Source organism: Olsenella uli DSM 7084, from assembly GCF_000143845.1.
In the GTDB taxonomy this organism is placed as follows: Bacteria; Actinomycetota; Coriobacteriia; order Coriobacteriales; family Atopobiaceae; genus Olsenella; species Olsenella uli.
In genome coordinates this window covers 1,473,768-1,493,342 of the sequence record NC_014363.1, presented here as the reverse complement: position 1 = coordinate 1,493,342, position 19,575 = coordinate 1,473,768, and the positions used below count along the sequence as shown (strand labels likewise).

The 19,575-nt window shown below is 67.0% G+C and carries 16 protein-coding genes; 14 read left to right on the top strand and 2 right to left on the bottom strand.

What is annotated here, in order from left to right; genetic code table 11:
• Positions 1 to 8: 8 nt before the first annotated feature.
• Together OLSU_RS09135 and OLSU_RS06560 are read right to left on the bottom strand one after the other, a co-directional pair.
• Positions 9 to 1,562 (bottom strand): NAD(P)/FAD-dependent oxidoreductase, encoded by a 1,554-nt coding sequence (locus OLSU_RS09135; RefSeq protein WP_013252167.1) that lies wholly within the window; start codon positions 1,560 to 1,562, stop codon positions 9 to 11.
• Between the two features lie 5 nt (positions 1,563 to 1,567).
• Positions 1,568 to 2,431: an Mrp/NBP35 family ATP-binding protein gene (locus OLSU_RS06560; RefSeq protein WP_013252166.1), complete on the bottom strand. Its 864-nt coding sequence runs from the start codon at positions 2,429 to 2,431 to the stop codon at positions 1,568 to 1,570.
• A 313-nt stretch (positions 2,432 to 2,744) separates the two neighbouring features.
• On the opposite strand from OLSU_RS06560, the gene OLSU_RS06555 reads away from it, so the two are divergent.
• The 14 genes from OLSU_RS06555 (at position 2,745) to hisF (ending at position 19,376) form a co-directional block, all read left to right on the top strand.
• Positions 2,745 to 3,203 carry a DUF2975 domain-containing protein gene (locus tag OLSU_RS06555; RefSeq protein ID WP_013252165.1) on the top strand — a complete coding sequence of 153 codons (459 nt, stop codon included), beginning with the start codon at positions 2,745 to 2,747 and terminating at the stop codon, positions 3,201 to 3,203.
• Positions 3,204 to 3,425: a helix-turn-helix domain-containing protein gene (locus OLSU_RS06550; RefSeq protein WP_013252164.1), complete on the top strand. Its 222-nt coding sequence runs from the start codon at positions 3,204 to 3,206 to the stop codon at positions 3,423 to 3,425.
• A 200-nt stretch (positions 3,426 to 3,625) separates the two neighbouring features.
• Positions 3,626 to 5,131, top strand: coding sequence for a DUF4153 domain-containing protein (locus OLSU_RS06545; RefSeq protein ID WP_013252163.1), 1,506 nt, complete (start codon positions 3,626 to 3,628; stop codon positions 5,129 to 5,131).
• Positions 5,132 to 5,378: 247 nt separating this feature from the next.
• Positions 5,379 to 5,567, top strand: a complete 189-nt coding sequence (locus tag OLSU_RS09650) for a hypothetical protein (RefSeq protein ID WP_041548960.1) — start codon at positions 5,379 to 5,381, stop codon at positions 5,565 to 5,567.
• A gap of 979 nt (positions 5,568 to 6,546) precedes the next feature.
• Positions 6,547 to 9,447, top strand: a complete 2,901-nt coding sequence (gene uvrA / locus OLSU_RS06535) for an excinuclease ABC subunit UvrA (protein ID WP_013252162.1) — start codon at positions 6,547 to 6,549, stop codon at positions 9,445 to 9,447.
• Positions 9,448 to 9,945 carry a Cys-tRNA(Pro) deacylase gene (gene ybaK, locus OLSU_RS06530; RefSeq protein WP_013252161.1) on the top strand — a complete coding sequence of 166 codons (498 nt, stop codon included), beginning with the start codon at positions 9,448 to 9,450 and terminating at the stop codon, positions 9,943 to 9,945.
• An 80-nt stretch (positions 9,946 to 10,025) separates the two neighbouring features.
• Positions 10,026 to 11,819: a murein biosynthesis integral membrane protein MurJ gene (gene murJ / locus OLSU_RS06525; protein ID WP_081439264.1), complete on the top strand. Its 1,794-nt coding sequence runs from the start codon at positions 10,026 to 10,028 to the stop codon at positions 11,817 to 11,819.
• Between the two features lie 463 nt (positions 11,820 to 12,282).
• A complete protein-coding gene (gene hisG / locus OLSU_RS06520) occupies positions 12,283 to 13,968 on the top strand; it encodes an ATP phosphoribosyltransferase (protein ID WP_013252159.1) in 1,686 nt (561 codons plus the stop codon).
• 3 nt (positions 13,969 to 13,971) lie between these two features.
• A complete protein-coding gene (gene hisD, locus OLSU_RS06515; RefSeq protein WP_013252158.1) occupies positions 13,972 to 15,372 on the top strand; it encodes a histidinol dehydrogenase in 1,401 nt (466 codons plus the stop codon).
• Between the two features lie 76 nt (positions 15,373 to 15,448).
• A complete protein-coding gene (gene hisC, locus OLSU_RS06510) occupies positions 15,449 to 16,552 on the top strand; it encodes a histidinol-phosphate transaminase (protein ID WP_013252157.1) in 1,104 nt (367 codons plus the stop codon).
• Positions 16,549 to 17,139 carry an imidazoleglycerol-phosphate dehydratase HisB gene (hisB, locus tag OLSU_RS06505; protein ID WP_013252156.1) on the top strand — a complete coding sequence of 197 codons (591 nt, stop codon included), beginning with the start codon at positions 16,549 to 16,551 and terminating at the stop codon, positions 17,137 to 17,139. The genes hisC and hisB overlap by 4 nt, the downstream gene beginning before the upstream one ends.
• Positions 17,139 to 17,795 (top strand): imidazole glycerol phosphate synthase subunit HisH, encoded by a 657-nt coding sequence (gene hisH / locus OLSU_RS06500; protein ID WP_013252155.1) that lies wholly within the window; start codon positions 17,139 to 17,141, stop codon positions 17,793 to 17,795. Before hisB ends, hisH begins: the two co-directional genes overlap by 1 nt.
• Before the next feature lie 3 nt (positions 17,796 to 17,798).
• The gene (locus tag OLSU_RS06495; protein ID WP_013252154.1) at positions 17,799 to 18,542 is read left to right on the top strand and encodes a 1-(5-phosphoribosyl)-5-[(5-phosphoribosylamino)methylideneamino]imidazole-4-carboxamide isomerase; all 744 of its coding nucleotides are present in this window, start codon (positions 17,799 to 17,801) and stop codon (positions 18,540 to 18,542) included.
• A gap of 63 nt (positions 18,543 to 18,605) precedes the next feature.
• Positions 18,606 to 19,376, top strand: coding sequence for an imidazole glycerol phosphate synthase subunit HisF (gene hisF / locus OLSU_RS06490; protein ID WP_013252153.1), 771 nt, complete (start codon positions 18,606 to 18,608; stop codon positions 19,374 to 19,376).
• Positions 19,377 to 19,575 lie beyond the last annotated feature (199 nt).

Sequence of the window (19,575 nt, the reverse complement as noted above, 5' to 3'; positions counted from 1 at the left end):
GCTCCTCGCTATCCTTGCGGGTGGGACGGGGTGGCGTCGGGGTTGGGCGCGGGTGCGGCCGCGACGTCCGCGTCGTCTGCGGCGGTGCCAGACATGGCGGTTGCCCTACTGGCTGCCATCCCTGCGGCAGCGCCGGCGACAAGGCCGCTCTTCCAGGCCCACGAGAGGTTGAAGCCGCCGCAGCCCGCATCGACGTCGAGTGCCTCGCCACAGGCGAACAGGCCTGGGACCTGTGCGCTTTCCATGCTCTCGGCAGAGAACTGGTCGTTTTGCAGACCGCCGCGCGTGACCTGGGCGCCGCGCTCCTCGCAGTTGCCGACGACCCGGAAGGGAAGTGCCTTCACGAGGGCGAGAAGGGCGTCGGCGTCAGACTGCGGGGCGTTGGGCCTCGGACCAGCCAGGCCAGCGTCGTGCCGCAAACTGCCGTCGCGGTGCGGCCCATCATCACCACGCGAATCGCCAGCGTGCCGTGAGCTGCCGGGGAGAGTCCAGCGCTCGCGGGCGAGGACCTCCAGCGTGTGGGCGATGACGGGGTCGAGGGTGCCGTCGAGGTGACCCTCGACGAAGTCTCCGCAGGCCGTGGGGTCGATCATGGCACGCAGCTCGGCCTCCGCGAGGTCGGGCACGAGGTCGATCTCGACGAGGTCGCCTGCGCCTGCGTGTCGCGAGAGGTCGAAGCTCACGATGCCCGAGAGCCCATAGGAGCGCAGGAGCACCTCGCCCCGTTCCTGCCAGACGGGAGGCCCTCCCTTGCTGAGCTGGACGCGCACGTGGGCACGCCTGCCGTCGAGCGCCGCGAGCGGCGAGTCCTCGCAGGCCACGGGGCAGAGGACGGGGCGCGTGGGGGTGCTCGCGAGCCCCAGGGCGTCGAGCGCCCGACATGTGCCCCCGCCGGTCGCCACGATCACGCAGGTCGCATGAAGCGACGCGGCCCCCCCACCCGACATGTCGCTCTCGGCTGAGAAGAGCTCGCGGTACGCGACCGTGAAACCGCAGCGCGCAGAGGGGCCGGCGGGGCCTACGGAACGCTCCACGCGCTCGACCTCGCGCGCCGCGGCGAGCGTGACCCCGGCAGCCCTCGCCCGTGCGATCAGGACGCTCCTCACGGAGCTGGCCTGGCGCGAGAGGGGGTAGAGGCGGTCCCCCTCGAGGTCCCAGCGCAACCCGCAGTCGCCGAAGAAGCCCAGGATGTCGGCGAGCGGGTCCGCTCCGAAGACGGCTGCGACGAAGTCGGGGTCGTTGTAGCGACTGGCCTCGAGTCCCACGTTGGAGAAGTTGCAGCGCCCATTGCCCGTGGCGAGTATGGTCCTGCCGCATTCCAGGCTGCGGTCCAGGACCACGACGCGGGCGCCCCCCTCGGCTGCGGCGGTGGCGGCCACGAGGCCCGCTGCACCCCCGCCGATGACGGCGACGTCATAGCAACCCGCGACGTCCACCTGCGCTGCGGCGAGCAACTGACCCTCGCGCAGCTCGGCACGCGAGGACCTGTGGGGCTGCTTGCCATGGGGGGTCCGCGACGTACCGTGGCGGGCCTGCGACGTACCGTGGGGGCTTTTCTGCATGGGGGCTACGCTCTGGAGTCCAGGGCCTCGACGGCGGCAAGGGCGTCGGGGATGAGCCCCTCGGGGAGCCTCTCCTCGAAGTCGCCGGCATCACAGCTTGCGGCAATCGCGGGGTCGACGGGCAGCTGGCCCAGGGCCTTGATGCCAAAGGCCTCCGTGGTTGCGGACAGATGGCTGGGCCCGTAGAGCTCGATCCTGCGGCCGCAGCCCGGGCACTTGACGTAGCTCATGTTCTCGACGACGCCCAGGACGGGCACCCCCATCATGCTGGCCATGTTGACGGCCTTGCCGACGACCATCCGGACCAGGTCCTGCGGCGAGCTGACGATTACGACGCCCTCGATGGGCAGCGACTGGAAGACGGTCAGCGCCACGTCGCCGGTTCCCGGGGGCATGTCGACCAGCAGGTAATCGACCTCTCCCCAGAGGGTGTCCTCGAAGAACTGCTTGAGGGCCCCCATGAGCATGGGGCCGCGCCACAGGACGGGGTCGGTCTCGTTCTCGACGACGAGGTTGGTGCTCATGACCTTGACGCCGCCCGGCGACTCGACCGCGTCGATGTGAGTGCCGTCAGAGCTCAGCGCATGCGCGCCGGAGAGTCCGAACATCTTGGGGATGGAGGGTCCCGTGATGTCGGCATCGAGGATGGCGACCCTGTGGCCCCTGCGCCTGAGCCCGTTCGCGAGGATGCCGCAGACCAGCGACTTGCCGACGCCGCCCTTGCCGGAGATCACGCCCACGACGTGCCTGATGCTCGACGAGCCATTGACCTGAAACTTCTGCGGGCCTTGGTCCTGCTCCGGCCTGTGGTGCCCCAAGGCCGCGTCGACCTCGCGGCGCAGGGCCTCTCTGTCGATGTCTGCTGACATGCCGCTTCCTTCCGAGCGCCCCTTCCCAGCCCCCACGGGGGAAGGCTGGTTTGTCATCTTGTATGGAGCCGATTCTACCCAAGGGTGCACGTTCGTGCGTCGGGGCGTCGCGATTCGGGCTTGCGTGTGGGCATGCGCCTGGTGTGAAGTCGGACCGTGTTTTGGCGCGAGATTTGCATGTGTTTGGCATGTGCTTGCTATACTCTTGTACAAACATATTGAATATCGATAAATACACATTGAATTACGATATGTTTCTGCTATCCTACAGTCAGCCGACCGAGCAGGGAGAGAGCCGACCGAGGGAGAAGAGATGTCGCAGCGCGAGATGGAAGCCGTCCTCAAGGCGCTCGACGCGCTTGCCTGTGCGGCATGCGTGTTCGTCTGTGCGCTTGTGATCCCCGGGGTCGAATCCGAAGGCTCGGTCCCCGCTGGCTCCGTGCCGTGCTTTGCCGTGGGCATCGCGCCGCTCCTGGCTCTCGGTGCCGTCTCCTGGGGACTCTTCTCCGCCATCGGCCGTGGCGAGACGTTCGTGCAGTCGAACGCACACCGCCTTCGCACCATGGGCTATCTCGCCGCCGCAGACGCCGTCGTGTGGCTCGCGCTCCTCGTCGCATATGCGCTCGTCGCATCCCGTCTGTGGTTCTCGGTGGTCGCGTCACTCAGCGTGGCTCTGATATTCGCCGTCTCGTTGGCGGTGGTGTGCGTTGCGCTCTCGCACCTCACGTCCAGTGCCGCCAGCCTCAAGGACGAGAATGACCTGGTGGTCTAGATGGGGCGCATCGTCGTAAGCCTGGACGTCATGCTGGCACGCCGCAAGATGAGCCTGACCGAGCTCTCGGAGCGCGTGGGCGTCACCATGGCAAACCTCTCGATCCTCAAGAACGGCAAGGCCAAAGCCGTCCGCTTCACCACGCTTGCCGCAATCTGCAGGGAGCTGGACTGCCAGCCCGGTGACATCCTGGAGTACCTGCCCAGCAACGAGAGAGACTAGGGGGAGAAGGACACACGGATCAGCTCGACGGCAAGGGGGAGCGTTCCGCTCCCATGGACTCTGCGTACACAAGTCCCGACGTCGTGACCACGGGTGGCTCACCCTCGTCCGTTCCTGGGGCGCCACCCATGCCGTCTTCCGTGCCAGCATCGCCACCCCTGCCGCCCCCCGCGTCTACTCCGGAGCTAAGGTCGACGTCTGTGGCTCCCTTCGGGTCGCGGGATTGGGCGGCGACCGGATGCGGGGCCCTTCTCGCCCTGCTCTGGTGCGTCTTTGCCGATCCCTGGTTCCTCAGCGGGATCCTCGTCTTGGCTGGTGGCGTGACACTCACCATCTCCATCCTGGGGTTCTTTGCCGCTGCAATCGCGCTGGGGGGACGTCGGGCGCATCTCTCGCGCGAGTCTGCCATGCTCCTGGTTCTGGTGGTCGTGCTTGCCTGCGTGCCTGCCGTGACCATGGACCCGGCCGTGCGCTGCGCCAACGCGTTCGTGCTCGCCGCCGCCTGCATGCTCGAGTACCTGCTGCTCTCCGGCTGTCCCGTCGATGTGGCCACAAGTGCCCGTGGCGGCGTCGACGCCTTGGCATTCTTCGTGCGGTCCCAGTTTGCCCACATGCTCGATCCCATCCGCACCATCACGTCTGACAGAGGGGGGTCGACTCGCAGGACTGGTTCGGTCCTCCTCTCACTCCTGGTCACCGTCGCGGTGCTCCTGGTGGTGCTTCCGCTCCTCGCGAGTGCCGATGCCGTCTTCGGCAGCGTGCTCGGCGACGCCCTCTCCTGGCTGGAGGACTCCCTGGGCATGAATGTCTTGCGGGTGGTCCGCTACGCATTCGTCGCCCTTGCCGCGACGTCTCTGCTGCTCTCGCTCATGCGCTCCGACGCCAGTACCCGGAAGCTGCCCCCAAGGGTGGTCCGCGCCGCTGACCCTGCGGCCGTTGCGCCCCTGCTCGTGGTGCTCGACCTGGTCTACCTCCTGTTCGCGGTCATACAATTTGCCTATCTCTTTGGCGGGGCAAGCGCTCCCACCATGCACGGGGGCTACGCCGAGTACGCACGGTCGGGCTTCTTCCAGCTGGTCGAGGTCGCGGCGATAAACCTCACGATCGTCGTCGTGACGCTTTGGGCTCGCCGCGATGCGCCGAGGAGCATCGTTGTCCAGCTGGCACAGGTCGTCCTTCTCGGTGAGACGCTCGTGGTGGACGCCTCTGCCGCGTGGCGCATGGGCCTGTACGTGTCGCACTACGGCCTGAGCGAGTTGCGCGCGTTCACCTATCTGGGCATGGTCGCCATCGCCGCGCTCGCGCTGCTGGTGGTCGTGCGCGTGCTGCGTCCCGTCTTTCCCCTGTATCGCTCGGCTATGGTCACGCTGTTCGCGCTCTGGTGCGCCTTCGCGCTCTCGGGGGTCGATCGCTGGGTGGTTCGCTACAACGTCGAGGGGTATGCGTCGGGATCCGTCCACGAGATAGATCTCGACTACCTGGTGGACATATCGCCCGATGCAGCGGACGAGCTGGAGAACCTTTCCCGTGGGCCCGTGGGTTCCGATTCCGTTCTGGCGCGCAGGATCGACGAGGTCCTGGCCCGCAGTGGCTATGGCTTTGCAGGCGAGGGTCTGTTCGGGTCCTTTGGGTCCGAGTTGGGCTACCGTCGGGTCGAATGGTGGCAGGCATCCGTGCCGATCATACTGAGGGGCTGGACCCGCTGACGCGTGGGGCCTGCCGGGACGTGAGGCCTGCTCGAGATGGCGGCCAAGGTCGCCGCTCCCGCATCGCCCCTCGACACCGGATGCGTCGCACCGCCCTTTCATATCGCCCTTCTATCCCCACAGGCCCCTCTGTCACGTGTTTACCGACGGCAATGACTCGTTCGTCCTCAAGGGTGGCCAGGCTGTGCTCGCGTGCACTATTGGCGCGAGGATGACTTGGTTGGCGCGAGGATGACTTGGTGCGAGGATGATATGCGGCACTAATCTGCTCGCGCCGCAGGTGCCGCAGGTCGACCTTGATGGTGCGTCGAAGGAGCCCATCGGGCTCACCGGGGTCGATCTGGGCAACTTCGTCACGTTGCCGCGGCTGTCACGTCGCATCCGACAGTTAGACGCAGGTGGGCAGGCGACGATGGCGGTCGTGCAGTGGAGATAGGCCGTGCGGCAAGAGCGGGCCGCGCGGTGGGGTAGGCTCGTTCGACGAAACGGACGAGACATACGTACCGAGAAGCTGTCCGCAAAGGTCGCTTGTAACAAAATAAGGGGTTATGTGTGTTTATATGATTACATATTTTATGTTGTTGAGTTAAACGCACCTAGGTAGGAGCCTTGCCACTTCATCTACCTGTGTATATCAATTTCAAAAACATCATCGGACGGCGGCCAAGATCCGTCTGCTGCAGCAGAGGGGCTACAGGTAGCAAAAAACCACACATATCTGACAAAAATGTTACATCCAGCTTCGTGGCGCTCTGCTTTCATCCGACCTGCGGGGTGACTTGGACCAGAGGAGGACGAAACGTCACCCGGAGAGATCGTTTCGCATGAGAGTGCACGCTTCCACATGAGAGTGCATGCTGCGGGGTGGCACGCCCCTTGGTTGCATTATCAAAATATAGTTTAATAAATAAATCACAATAGTTCGCTTGGCGTCCACTTTTCGTAACGTGACGGATGGCAGGTGAACTATTGTGAGCGGCGGAAGTGGATAGACTCACAATAGCTCTCCTCACGTCCGATGCTCACGGACGGCAAGGAGATTGTTGGTTGCCAGGAGAGATAGTGTGAGTGATGACGTGCGGTGTCTTCACAGAAGTTGCTCTGCCGTCCACCCAGGTCCTTGAAATGGACGGCTGGAGAAGAACTGTGAGTCTTGGTTGCCACCCGCTCACAGAAGTTGCCCTGCGCACCTCCCTGCGCGTCGGGTCCACGCGTGCCGACATATGTTGGACCCTGCGTGGTGTCAGCTGCGGCAGCCGAACGCCCGTGGCACCGGCACACGGCAACCGAACGCAACCGAATATTTGTTCTGGTTCGTGCTTTTGGCATGTGACCTTCTCCGAAAGCCGTCCCTGCTCCCCCATAACGGGTACGCTGCACGAGGTATACGCACGACCATGCATCGAGAGGTACCCATGGCATCAGAATCCATTGTCATTCGCGGCGCGCGCGAGCACAACCTGCGCGACATTGATGTCACTATTCCGCGTGACAAGCTAGTCGTGATCACGGGCCTCTCGGGCTCCGGCAAGTCCAGTCTCGCCTTCGACACCATCTACGCCGAGGGGCAGCGCCGCTATGTGGAGTCTCTCTCCAGCTACGCCCGCATGTTCCTGGGCCAGATGGACAAGCCCGACCTCGACTCCATCGACGGCCTCTCCCCGGCCGTCTCCATCGACCAGAAGACCACGTCGAGAAACCCGCGCTCCACGGTGGGTACCGTCACGGAGATCTACGACTACCTGCGCCTGCTCTTCGCCCGCATCGGGGTGCCGCACTGCCCTGAGTGCGGGCGGCCCATCGCGCGCCAGACCACCGACCAGGTGGCCGACAAGGTCCTCGCAGCGGGGCAGGGGCGGCGCGCCTACGTGCTCGCCCCCGTCGTGCTCGGTCGCAAGGGCGAGTACGCCAAGCTCTTCGAGGACCTCAAGAAGGAGGGCTTCAGCCGCGTGCGTGTGGATGGGGAGGTCCGCGAGCTCGAGGGTGAGATCAAGCTCGATAAGAAGTACAAGCACACCATCGAGGTTGTCGTCGACCGCATCGTGATCCGCGAGAACTCGCTCGGCCGCATAGCCGAGGCCGTGGAGCAGGCGACGAAGCTCGCCAGCGGTCGCGTGAGCTTCTACCTGCTGCCCGGTCGCAGCGAGGGGGAGGGGGGCAAGGGCGAGCTCCTGCGGTACTCGCTCGCGCTGGCCTGTCCCGAGCACGGCCACTCCATCGACGACCTGCAGCCGCGCGACTTCTCCTTCAACGCCCCCTATGGCGCCTGCCCCGACTGCGACGGCCTGGGCGTGCGCCGCGTCGTGGATGCCGAGGCCCTGATCGAGGACCCCAACCTCTCCGTCGCAGGGGGCGTCTTCGGGCCCATATTCGGGCGCTCGAACTACTACCCGCAGATCTTCTCCGCGGTCTGCAGGCACCTGGGCGAGTCCGACGAGACTTCCTGGAACAAGCTCAAGAAGAGGACGCGGGCGGCGCTGCTCGATGGCCTGGGCGAGACGAAGGTCCGCGTGGACTACCACACCCGCGACGGCCGTGACACCCACTGGTTCACCAAGTTCTCCGGCATCCGCTCGATCCTGTTCGAGAAGTACCAGGAGACCACGTCCGAGACCATGCGCGCCCACTTCGAGAAGTTCATCCGCGAGGTCCCGTGCCCCAGCTGCCATGGCGCGCGCCTGAAGCCGGAGTACCTTGCGGTCACGGTGGGGGAGAGGAACATCCAGGAGGTCTGCGACCTTTCCTGCAAGGACGCCCTCGCGTTCTTCGAGGGCCTCACCCTCACCGAGCGCCAGCACCTCATCGGCGCCCCCATCGTCAAGGAGGTCATCGCCCGCCTGCGCTTCATGGTGAACGTCGGCCTGGACTACCTCACGCTCAGCCGCGCCGCTGCCACGCTCTCCGGTGGCGAGGCCCAGCGCATCCGCCTGGCCACCCAGATCGGCGCGGGGCTCATGGGCGTCCTCTACATCCTGGACGAGCCCTCCATAGGCCTGCACCAGCGTGACAACGACCGCCTGATCGAGACCCTCAGGCGCCTGCGCGACCAGGGCAACACCGTCATCGTGGTCGAGCACGACGAGGACACCATCCGTGCGGCCGACTACGTGATCGACATGGGGCCCGGTGCCGGAGAGCTGGGCGGCGACATCGTGGCTGCCGGCACGCCGGCGGACATCATGGCCAACCCGGACTCGCTGACCGGCGCCTACCTCACGGGCCGCAGGGCCATCTCCCTGCCCGAGAGTCGTCGCAACCCCCGGCGTGGGGCCCTCAGGATCACGGGGGCCTGCGCCAACAACCTCAAGGGCGTCTCCGCCAAGGTCGAGTACGGCACCCTCACGGTCGTGACGGGGGTGTCGGGATCGGGCAAGTCGTCGCTGGTGACCAACACGCTCGCCCCCGCGCTCACCAACGAGGTCCAGCGCTCCAAGCGCCTGGTGGGGCCCTACAGGAAGCTCGAGGGCATCGTGGACGGCGATGGCACCAGGCTCATCGACAAGGTCATCGACATCGACCAGAGCCCCATCGGCCGCACGCCGCGCTCCAATCCCGCCACCTACATCGGCCTCTGGGATGACCTGCGCAACCTCTTCGCCTCCACGCCGGAGTCGCGCGCACGCGGCTACAACCCGGGGCGCTTCTCGTTCAACGTCTCCGGCGGGCGCTGCGAGGCCTGCAAGGGCGACGGTCAGATCAAGATAGAGATGAACTTCCTGCCGGACATCTACGTCCCCTGCGAGGTGTGCGGGGGCAAGCGCTACAACCGCGAGACGCTCGAGGTCACCTATCATGGAAAGACCATCTCTGACGTGCTGGACATGACCGTGACCGAGGCGCTCGCGTTCTTCTCGAGCATACCCCGCGTCAAGAACAAGCTACAGACCCTCTATGACGTGGGCTTGGGCTACATCCATCTGGGGCAGAGCGCCACCACGCTCTCGGGCGGCGAGGCCCAGCGCGTGAAGCTCGCCAAGGAGCTGCACCGCCAGCAGACGGGCAAGACCTTCTACATCCTGGACGAGCCCACGACGGGACTGCACTTCGAGGACGTCCGCATGCTGGTCGAGGTGCTCGAGAAGCTCGTCGACGCCGGCAACACCGTGCTCGTGATCGAGCATAACCTCGACGTCATCAAGATGGCGGACCGCGTCATCGATCTGGGACCCGAGGGCGGCGAGGGCGGCGGCACCATCGTCGCCTACGGGACGCCGGAGAAGGTCGCCGGGGTCGAGGGGTCCTACACGGGCAGGTACCTGGCGCGCGTTCTGGCCCGCGACCACGAGCGCGCCCGCATGGCGGAGGCGGGACGCTAGATGGCGCGCCGCGACAAGGTCCAGAAGACCAACGCCATGCGCGAGCTCGAGCGGGGAGGTGTCCCGTACTCCGTGCGGAGTTACGATGTCGACGGCGAGGACCTCTCCACGGGCGTGGGCGTACGCATCTCTCGAATGTTGGGGGAGGACCCCGACAGCGCGTTCAAGACGCTCGTGACCACGACGCCTGCGGGCGGGCATGTGGTCTGCTGCGTCCCTGTGGCGGCGGAGCTCGACCTCAAGAAGGCCGCTGCTGCGGCAGGGGAGAAGTCGCTCGCGATGCTGCACGTCAGGGACCTCGAGCCCACGACGGGCTACGTCCGCGGCGGCTGTACTCCCGTGGGCATGAGGAGGCGCCTTCCCACGCTGATCGACGAGACGGCCCAGCTCTTCGAGGAGATCGGCATCTCGGGTGGGCGGCGGGGCCTGTCGCTGCGCCTCGATCCCGAGGCGCTCGCCCGCTTCATCGGGGCGACGTTCGCCGACATCTGCCGGTAGCGCCCAGCAAGGCTGCGGTGGCTCCGGCTGCCCGGCACGATTCGACCAGGAGGTAGAAGGTGGCCCGGAGCCCCAGGCACATGGCACCGAAGGGCGAGCCGTCCCGCGCACGCACCCAGCAGGGCGCATGGGGCGGGGCGTCCCCCGAGGAGACGATGCTCTACGTCAGGCTTGCCGACCAGGTCTCGCGAGGGGATACGTCCCAGGCGATGCCGGCGTCCGACGCGCCTGCCTCCGTGCGCGGGGATGGGGGGAGCCCTGCCGACGGGGGATCGGCCGAGAGGGACCGTGAGGCGGACCGTTCGGCCCAGGTGGGACGCAACACGGCCCTCATGAGCGTCCTCGTCGTCATCAGCCGCCTCACGGGCTTCCTGCGCACCTGGGGACAGGCGTACGCCCTGGGCGTCACCGTCACGGCGTCGTGCTACTCGGTCGCCAACAACCTACCCAACCAGCTCTACGAGCTCGTCGTCGGCGGCATGCTCGTCACGGCCTTCCTGCCGGTCTACCTCTCAGTCAAGAAGAGGTACGGTCGCGAGGGGGCGAGTGCCTACACCTCGAACCTCGTGTCGCTCGTGTGCATACTCATGGGCGCCGTCACGGTCCTGGGCCTGGTCTTTGCCTACCAGGTGGTGTTCACCCAGTCCTTCTCGGCCAGCGATGCGTTCGACAGCGACCTTGCGGTCTACTTCTTCCGCTTCTTCGTGATCGAGGTCGTCCTCTACTCGCTGAGCTCCATCTTCTCGGGTGTCCTCAACGCCGAGCGCGACTACTTCTGGAGCAGTGCGGCCCCCATCTTCAACAACTTCGTCACCACGGCGTCGTTCTTTGCCTATGCCTTCCTGGTTGGCGAGAACCCCCAGCTCGCGCTCCTGCTGCTGGCACTTGGCAACCCCCTGGGCGTCGCGGTCCAGGTCGTCATGCAGATGCCCTCGCTGAGGAGGCACGGCATCCGGCTGCGCTTCCACGTCGACCTTCATGACCCCGCCATCAAGGACACGCTCTCCATCGGCATACCGTCGCTCGTGGTCATGCTCTGCTCGTTCGTGACCGTGTCGGTCCAGACCAGCTCAGCGCTCTTCGTCGCGGCCGAGGGGGCGTCCGTCTCGTACTACGCGCGCCTCTGGTACACGCTGCCCTACGCCATACTCGCGGTGCCCATCACCACGGCCATGTTCACCGAGCTCTCCGACGACGTCGCACGGGGCGACATGGACTCCTACCGACGGGGCGTCTCGTCGGGGACCAGCAAGATCCTGTTCTTCATGATTCCGTTCGGCATGTACCTCGTCCAGTTCTCGTTCCCGCTCATCACCCTGCTCGCCGCAGGCAACTTCACGTCCGACCAGATCGGCATGACGGCGAACTACCTCTCGGCGCTCGCCGTCGGGCTGCCCGTGTATGCGGTCTGCATGTACCTCCAGAAGGTCTGCTCGTCACTGCGGAAGATGAGGCTGTACGCGACCTCCAACGTCATCGCAGCCCTCATCCAAGTCGCCGCCTGCATCTTCCTCACGCCTGTCGTCGGGCTCTGGATGGTGGCCTTCTCGTCCTTCCTGTACTTCGCGGCGGTCGACGTCGTGACCTTTGCGATGCTCAAGCGCCACCTGGGCCACGTCGGGCTCGTGGGGATCGTCGGCTCCGCGCTCCGCGCGCTGGCGTTCGGCGTGGCGGGCGTAGCGGCCTCTGCCGTGCTGCTGAACCTTACGACCCTCGGCAACTACGTCGAGCGCCTTTCCGTCTCCGGCGCGCTGCTCTACATCGTCTGTGGCGGCGTCCCCGCGCTCGTCGTGACCTATGGCTTGGCAGCGCTCACCCACGCGCCCGAGATGGACGTCGCGCGCCGCATCTTCGGGCGCCTCCTCCGCCGCTAGCCTGGGCGCTCGCAGGCGACGGAGGTGGGTGCCTGCTCGCCGAAAGCGGGTGCCTGTGCCCGGAAGTGTGTGCTCACATCCCGGAAGTGAGTACTCACTTCTCGAATGTGAGTGCCCGACCTCCGCTGAAGATAGTCTGAATAACCTATTCAACTGCGAAAACGTCGAGATGGACATGGCATCTGGAAGCCGCGTACCCTCGGAGAGACCCAAAAAGTACTCACTTCCGGCGGCCAGGCGCTCACTTCTGGCAGAGAGCGCGGACCCTGGCGGAGGGGTGGGGATGCAGATGGCTTCCGGGCCCGTCCGCGCCGCCCCATGTTTCGCGCTCGTTTATTCTTCTCATGAGGGAGGGGCTTCCCACTTTAGCGTGCTACTGTACCCTCCAGAGTCACTGCGGCGTACTAAAGCGCCGATGCTTCGACGCCTCCAGGAGGCGCGGTGCCAACGAGGGGGGTCTCGCTTGACCGTACGGACGCCAAGGGGCTTTCGTGACATCCTGCCTACCGAGGCGCTCGCCCGCGAGCGCATCCGCGCACAGGCGCGCGCATGCTTTGCGGGACATGGCTACCTGCCCGTCGAGCCTCCGCTCATCGAGGACCGCAGCTCCCTCGAGCAAGGCGGTCGCATGCAGGACTCCCCGTTCCAGCTGTTCGATGCCGACGGCAGCCTGCTGGTCCTGCGTCCCGACCTCACGCTTCCCATCGCGCGCATGGTGTCGGCCCGCTTCTCGGACGCCGACCTGCCCGTGCGCCTGCGCTACGAGGCGCCCGTCGTGCGCGAGGGGTCCGCACTGGGGGGCCAGCCGCGCCAGTTCACCCAGATGGGCGTCGAGCTCTTCGGTGATACGGACGCGAGCCCCGAGGTGGAGGTCATGTCCCTGCTCGCGGAGTCCCTCGATGCCCTGGGCGTCCCCGCGTGGCGCATCTCCTGCGGGTCCGTGTCGCCCCTGACTGCCCTCCTGGACGCCTGCGCCCCGAGCAAGGCGTTCTGCGAGGAGGTGTTGCGTCTTGTTCACGGCTCGGACCTCGTGGGCCTCGACGAGCTGGTGGCCGCGGCGGAGGGCCTTCCTCGCGCCGCCGCCCGTGCCCTCCACAGGATCTGCCGCCTTGCCGGGGGCGTCCAGGTCATCGACGAGGTCGACGCCCTTCTGGCGGAGGCCGGCATCGCAAGGGGCCATCGCGGCACGGCACAGCTTCGCGAGCTCGCCTGCGGCCTGCCGGGGCTGGTTGCTGACGGGCGCCTGTCCTTCGACTTCTCGATCATCAACTCGTTCGACTACTACACGGGCATCGTCTTCAAGGCCTACTCCGAGGCCACGACGGCCTCCATCGCCTCGGGTGGCCGCTATGACGCGGTGCTCGCCAATCTCGGCAGGCCTGGCGTGGCCTCCTGCGGCTTTGCCCTCTCGCTCGAGCGCACCCAGGAGGTCTTGGGCGAGCAGGGGGAGTCCGGCGTCGTCTCGGCGCGTGCCGGCAACGCCGAGCGGCCCCTGAGGATTGCCGTCCCGAAGGGCGGCCTCCTCAAGGATGCCATCCGTCTTCTCGAGGAGGCGGGCCTTCCCGTGGCCGAGCTCCGCGAACCTGGCCGCCGCCTCGTCATCCCCGCAGGCGGCGTGGAGTACGTCATCGTGCGCGCGCAGGACGCGCCGGCCTTCGTCGGCCATGGCGGCGCGGACTGCGGCATCTGCGGGAACGACTCGATCATCGAGGCCGGCATCGACGTGTTGCAGCTGGTGGACCTGGGCTTCGGCGCCTGCCGCTTTGTGGTGGCAGAGCCCCGCTCGAAGGCGGGTGCCGCCGAGGGCGCCTATGCCTGGCGCGGCACGGTGCGCGTCGCCACCAAGTACCCGCGGATCACGCAGGGCTACTACGACTCCATCGGGCAACAGGTCGACATCGTCTCCCTGCACGGCAACATAGAGCTGGGCCCCCTCGTCGGCATGACCGACCGCCTGGTCGACATCGCCGCGACGGGAACCACGCTGCGCGAGAACGACCTCGTGATCGTCGACGAGGTCATGGAGTGCACGGCGCGCTTCTTTGCCAGCCCGGCCGCCTATCGCTCCGACGAGCGCATTCGCGACCTCGCGGGGCGCCTTGCGCGTGCCTGCGCCTGCGCCCGTCTGGGTGCCGAGGGTGAGGAGTGACCCATGAGGTTCGTGAGCCTTTCCACCGGACAGCAGCTCACCCGCGACGACCTGCGCCGCGAGGGTGCGCTTCCCCGCGAGGTCATGGAAGCGGCCGAGGGGATCGTGCGCGCCGTCCGCGAGGGTGGCGACCGGGCCGTGCGCGACTTCTGCCTGAAGTTCGACGGCGCGTGCCCTGACAGCTTCCGCGTGGACGGGTCTGTCATCACCGATGCGCTGGGCATGGTCGACCCGGAGTTCCGGGAGGCCCTGCGCAGGGCGGCCGCCCAGATTCGCGAGTTCCACGAGAGGGAGCGCGAGCAGTCCTGGTTCACCACCCGCGCGGACGGCACCGTCCTGGGCGTCAAGGTGACGCCCGTGACGTCTGCGGCGCTCTACGTGCCCGGTGGGCGCGCACAGTATCCCTCCACGGTCCTCATGGGCTCAATCCCCGCGAAGGTCGCCGGCGTCGAGCGCGTGATCATGGTCACGCCACCCCAGCGCGACGGCTCGCTTTCCGCCTACACCCTCGCCGCCGCCGCAGTCGCCGGCGTCGATGAGGTCTACGCCGTCGGGGGTGCCCAGGCAATCGCTGCGGTCGCCTATGGCACGCAGTCCATCCCTCCCGTCGAGAAGATCGTGGGCCCCGGCAACGCCTACGTCGCGGCAGCCAAGCGATGCGTGTCGGGTGACGTGGGCATCGACATGGTCGCCGGACCCTCCGAGGTGTGCGTCCTCGCGGATGCCAGCGCAGACCCCGCAATCGTCGCGGCGGACCTCATGGCCCAGGCCGAGCACGACCCCATGGCCACCTGCTACCTGGTGACCTGCGATGCCGACCTGCCCCAGCGCGTTCTCGACGCCGTGGGGCTCCTGGTCGCCCAGTCCCCGCGCGAGGGGATCACGCGCACCTCGCTTGCGGAGAGGGGCCTGGTGGTCTGCTGCGCCACCCTGGGCGATGCCATCGATGCGGTCAACGTGATTGCCCCGGAGCACCTCGAGCTTCACTGCCAAGACGCGTTCTCGCTTTTGGGCAGGGTCAGGAATGCTGGCGCCATCTTCGTGGGGGCCTGGAGCTCCGAGCCCCTGGGCGACTATGTTGCCGGTCCCAACCACACGCTTCCGACCGGCGGAACCGCACGCTTCTCGAACCCCCTGGGCGTCTACGACTTCACCAAGCGCTCGAGCGTCATCGGCTACAGTCCCGAGGGCCTGGCCGTCGACGGTCCCGCCGTTCAGGCCATGGCGCAGGCCGAGGGCCTATGGGCGCATGCCCTCTCCGTGGGCATGCGCCGCAAGCTGCTGGCGGAGGGGGGCGAGAAGTTCGCCGATCCTGCCGCAGCATGCGCTGATGCCATGGCGACCGCCTGGCCACGCAGGCTCAGCGAGCCTGGCGTGCCCAGGCCCTCCGGTGGCCCCGCATAGTCGCGCCGGTCCGTTCCCCGTCCCGGCCTCTCCACGGACGCCACGTCCCCTCGACACCGGAAGGAGCCTCGCGCCAATGTCCCCAGGCATCAACGACGCGGTGCGGGCCGCCATGCGGCCCTCCGCGGCAGACCTCGAACCCTACGACCCCGCGTTCCTGCCGGCCAGCATCAACCTCTCGGCAAACGAGAACGGCTACGGCATGCCGGATGACGTCCAGGCCCATGTGGAGGCAGCCTTGGCCAAGGTCGTGGCCAACCGCTACCCCCAGCCGCTCTCGGATGCCCTGCGCTCGGAGCTCGCCGCGTGGCATGGCGTGGACCCCGACCAGGTCATGGTGGGAAACGGTGGCGATGAGCTGCTGTTCAACCTGCTTTTGGCGTTCGGTGGCCGTGACCATGCGCTCGTGAACCTGCCTCCCACCTTCTCCATGTATCGCCTGTACGCGCAGCTCCTCGAGACCGCGGTCGTGGACGTCCCGCGCGATCCCGACAGCTTCGCGGTCGATGTCGACGCGCTCGTGACGGCCGCGCGCGCCGCGAGCCTCGTGATCGTCACGTCGCCCAACAACCCCACGGGGGACCTGTTCCCCATAGGGGACACCCGCAGGCTCTGCGAGGCGTGCCCGGGCATCGTCCTTTTGGATGAGGCGTACGTGGAGTTTGCGCCCGAGGGTTCGACTGCGGCGCCGCTGCTCCCCGAGTTCGAGAACCTTGCCATCCTGCACACGCTCTCGAAGGCGTTCTGCCTGGCGGGCGCACGCATAGGCTACGTTCTGGGCTCTCCCTCGGTCGTGAGCGCGCTCGCGACGGTGCGCCAGCCCTATTCGGTCAATGTGCTCTCCCAGGCAGCGGCGCTGGAGGTGGTCAGGGACCGCATGTCCTTCTCGGCCACCATCGAGGAGATCGAGGCCGAGCGCGAGCGGCTTGCGGGAGGCCTTCGGCAGCTTGTGGGCCTGGGGGTCCGCGTGTGGCCTAGCGCGGCAAACTTCCTGCTGGTGCGCGTGCCAGGCGCACACGAGGTCCACCGTCAACTGCGCGACGAGCGCTCCATACTGGTGCGTGACTTCTCGGCCACGCCGGGGCTCGATGGCTGCCTGCGCATGACCGTGGGGACGCCCCAGGAGAACGACGCTGTCCTCTCCGCACTCGCGGAAATCCTCAAGGGAGGGTCACGATGAACAGGCGTGCGACGATCACGCGAAAGACGGGCGAGACCGACGTCATGGTCACGCTCGACCTCGATGGGTCGGGGAAGGTGGATGTCGAGACGGGAGTCGGATTCTTCGACCACATGCTGAATGCCTTCGGCCGCCACGCGCTCGTGGACCTCACGGTCCGCGCGAAGGGCGACACCTGGGTGGATGATCACCACACCGTGGAGGACGTGGGCATCGTCATGGGGCGGGCCATCGCGCAGGCGCTGGGCGACAGGAGCGGCATCACGCGCTTCTCGGACGCCTGCGTTCCCATGGACGAGGCGCTCGTCCTCGCGGCCGTCGACATCTCCGGTCGTGGTGAGCTGTTCTGGGACGTGCCCATAGCGGCCGAGAAGGTCGGCAGCTTCGACACCGAGCTGGGCCACGAGTTCTTCGCGGGCCTCGCCCGTGACGCTGGCATCACCCTGCACCTGCGCAGGATGGCCGGTGAGAACGCCCATCACGTGTTGGAATGCACCTTCAAGGCGGCGGCACGCGCGCTGCGCCTGGCGTGCGGGCCGGACCCGCGCGTGAGCGGCGTCCCCTCGACGAAGGGGAGCCTGTCGTGATGCGCGGCGACATCGTGGTGGTTAACTACCACAAGGGAAACCTACAGAGCGTGGTGCGCGGCGTCAACGCCGCAGGGGGCCATGCGTTCGCCAGCGACGAGCCTGCCGACATCGACCGCGCCGCCGCCGTGATCCTGCCGGGTGTGGGCGCGTTCGAGGATGCGATGGCCTACATGCGGCAAAGCGGCCAGGCCGACGCCATCGTGGGCCGCATCGGTGCGGGCGTGCCCTTTCTGGGCATCTGCCTGGGTCTCCACCTGCTGTTCCAGCGAGGTGCCGAACGTTCGGCGGGCCACCGTGGCAACGGCGAGTGGGTGGGTGGTCTTGGCGTGCTCGAGGGTTCGGTCGCACGCCTGGAGTCCTCGCGGCTCAAGGTCCCACATGTGGGCTGGGACCAGGCGCACCTTACCGAGCATGGCCGCAGGTGCCCGCTTTTCGTGGACGTCCCTGAGGGGGCGAACGTCTACTTCACGCACTCCTATGCCACGACGGATGACATCGACGGCGGCATCGTGGCGGCCACCACGCACTACGCATGCAGCTTTGCCTCCGGCGTGTGGAAGGACAACGTCTTCGGCGTGCAGTTCCATCCCGAGAAGTCGTCGCACGCCGGCATGCGGATCCTCTCCAACTTCGTGAACGTGGCGAGGGGGTAGCAGGTGATCCTCTTTCCCGCCATCGACCTGCTCGACGGACGCGTCGTCCGCCTGAGGCGCGGTGAGCGCTCGCGGGTGGACGTCTACTCCGCAGACGCGAGCGCCGTGGCTCGCGACTTCGCTGCCCGTGGCGCGACCTGGGTCCATGTGGTCGACCTCTCTGCGGCCTTCGGCGAGGACGCGTCCTCCCTCGAGCGGAACCGGCGTGCGGTACGTGGGATCTGCGGTGTGGACGGCATCGCGGTCGACATGGGAGGCGGCGTACGCGACCTTGCGACCATCGAACGCCTCCTGGGCTGTGGCGTCCGGCGCATCGCCGTGGGCACTGCGCTCGTGCGCGACCCCAGCTTCGCGTGTGATGCCGCGCGCGAGTTTGGCGAGCTCCTCGTGGCTGACGTGGCCGCCCGTGCCGGCGAGGTCCGCGTGAGCGGATGGTGCGAGGGTGAGGGCATGCGCGCCGACGACCTGGTCGCACGCCTGGCTGACATGGGCTTCCGTCACCTGGTCTTCACGGACGTCGAGCGCGACGGCATGCAGACGGGCATCGATGCGGATGCGTACCGCCACATCGCCGGCATCGCGGGGTTCCCGGTGGTGGCCTCCGGCGGTATCGCCACGCTCGACGACATCCGCACGCTCGCCGCCGCCGGCCCTGACGTGATCGAGGGCGCCATCACGGGCCGCGCCCTCTACGAGGGGAGCTTCACGCTGGAGGAGGCGCTTGCGGCCGCATGGCGGTCGAGCTGAGGGCGTGCCGGTTCCGGAGGGGATTGAACTGAGGGGCGAGCCGTAGCGAGAGGAGATTCACCGATGCTTACCAAGCGCGTCATACCCTGCCTGGACGTGAAGGACGGACGTGTCGTGAAGGGCGTGAACTTCGTCGGGCTGCGAGACGCGGGCGACCCCGTGGAGCTCGCCTCCGCGTATGACCGTGAGGGTGCCGACGAGGTTGTCTTCCTGGACATCACGGCTACCTCCGACGATCGTGGGACCACTGTCGAGTTGGCTAGCCGTGCGGCAGAGGAGCTGCACATCCCCTACACCGTGGGCGGTGGACTCCGTGACGTCGACGGCATGCGCCAGATGATCTCGGTCGGTGCCGACAAGGTCTCGGTGAACTCCGCCGCCGTACGCGACCCGATGCTCGTGAGTGCTGCGGCTTCTGCCTTTGGCAGCCAGGCCGTGGTGTGCGCGATTGACGCCCGACGCGTCGAGGGGCCTCGTGACCGCTGGGAGGTCTACGTCGCTGGCGGACGCACGGCAACGGGAATCGATGCCGTGGCGTGGGCCGAGGAGGTAGCACGTCGTGGCGCCGGCGAGATCCTCCTCACCAGCATGGATCGTGATGGCACCAAGGTCGGCTTCGACCTCGCGCTGACACGGACCGTCGCGCGCGCGGTCCCCATACCCGTCATCGCTTCCGGTGGCGTGGGCACGCTCGAGCACTTCGCCGAGGGCATCATCGAGGGAGAGGCGGATGCCGTGCTGGCGGCCGGCGTCTTCCACTTCGGCACCTTCTCGATTCGCCAGGTGAAGGAGTACATGGCCTCACAGGGCATTCCCGTGAGACTGGACTTTTAGGTCCGCGTGGGGCCGCATGAACGCGCGCCATGGCAGCAGGCTTCACTTGGATCGCAGGGGACTTTCTGTGAGTCTAGCGGCATCCGTTTTCACAATAGTTGCTCACGCGTCCGTTTTTCGGGGTCCTCTGGATGGGAGGAGAACTATTGTGAGTGTGACTTGGGCGTACGCTCACAATAGTTCCTCTGAGGTGCGTTCT

Bases quoted from the DNA above. Each gene is read 5' to 3' on its own strand.
- hisC (WP_013252157.1), top strand. From the start codon at position 15,449: ATGTCCCCAGGCATCAACGACGCGGTGCGGGCCGCCATGCGGCCCTCC.
- hisB (WP_013252156.1), top strand. From the start codon at position 16,549: ATGAACAGGCGTGCGACGATCACGCGAAAGACGGGCGAGACCGACGTC.
- murJ (WP_081439264.1), top strand. From the start codon at position 10,026: ATGGCACCGAAGGGCGAGCCGTCCCGCGCACGCACCCAGCAGGGCGCA.
- OLSU_RS09135 (WP_013252167.1), bottom strand. From the start codon at position 1,562: ATGCAGAAAAGCCCCCACGGTACGTCGCAGGCCCGCCACGGTACGTCG.
- uvrA (WP_013252162.1), top strand. From the start codon at position 6,547: ATGGCATCAGAATCCATTGTCATTCGCGGCGCGCGCGAGCACAACCTG.
- OLSU_RS06560 (WP_013252166.1), bottom strand. From the start codon at position 2,431: ATGTCAGCAGACATCGACAGAGAGGCCCTGCGCCGCGAGGTCGACGCG.
- OLSU_RS09650 (WP_041548960.1), top strand. From the start codon at position 5,379: ATGATATGCGGCACTAATCTGCTCGCGCCGCAGGTGCCGCAGGTCGAC.
- OLSU_RS06555 (WP_013252165.1), top strand. From the start codon at position 2,745: ATGTCGCAGCGCGAGATGGAAGCCGTCCTCAAGGCGCTCGACGCGCTT.
- hisF (WP_013252153.1), top strand. From the start codon at position 18,606: ATGCTTACCAAGCGCGTCATACCCTGCCTGGACGTGAAGGACGGACGT.
- hisH (WP_013252155.1), top strand. From the start codon at position 17,139: ATGCGCGGCGACATCGTGGTGGTTAACTACCACAAGGGAAACCTACAG.
- ybaK (WP_013252161.1), top strand. From the start codon at position 9,448: ATGGCGCGCCGCGACAAGGTCCAGAAGACCAACGCCATGCGCGAGCTC.
- hisD (WP_013252158.1), top strand. From the start codon at position 13,972: ATGAGGTTCGTGAGCCTTTCCACCGGACAGCAGCTCACCCGCGACGAC.
- OLSU_RS06550 (WP_013252164.1), top strand. From the start codon at position 3,204: ATGGGGCGCATCGTCGTAAGCCTGGACGTCATGCTGGCACGCCGCAAG.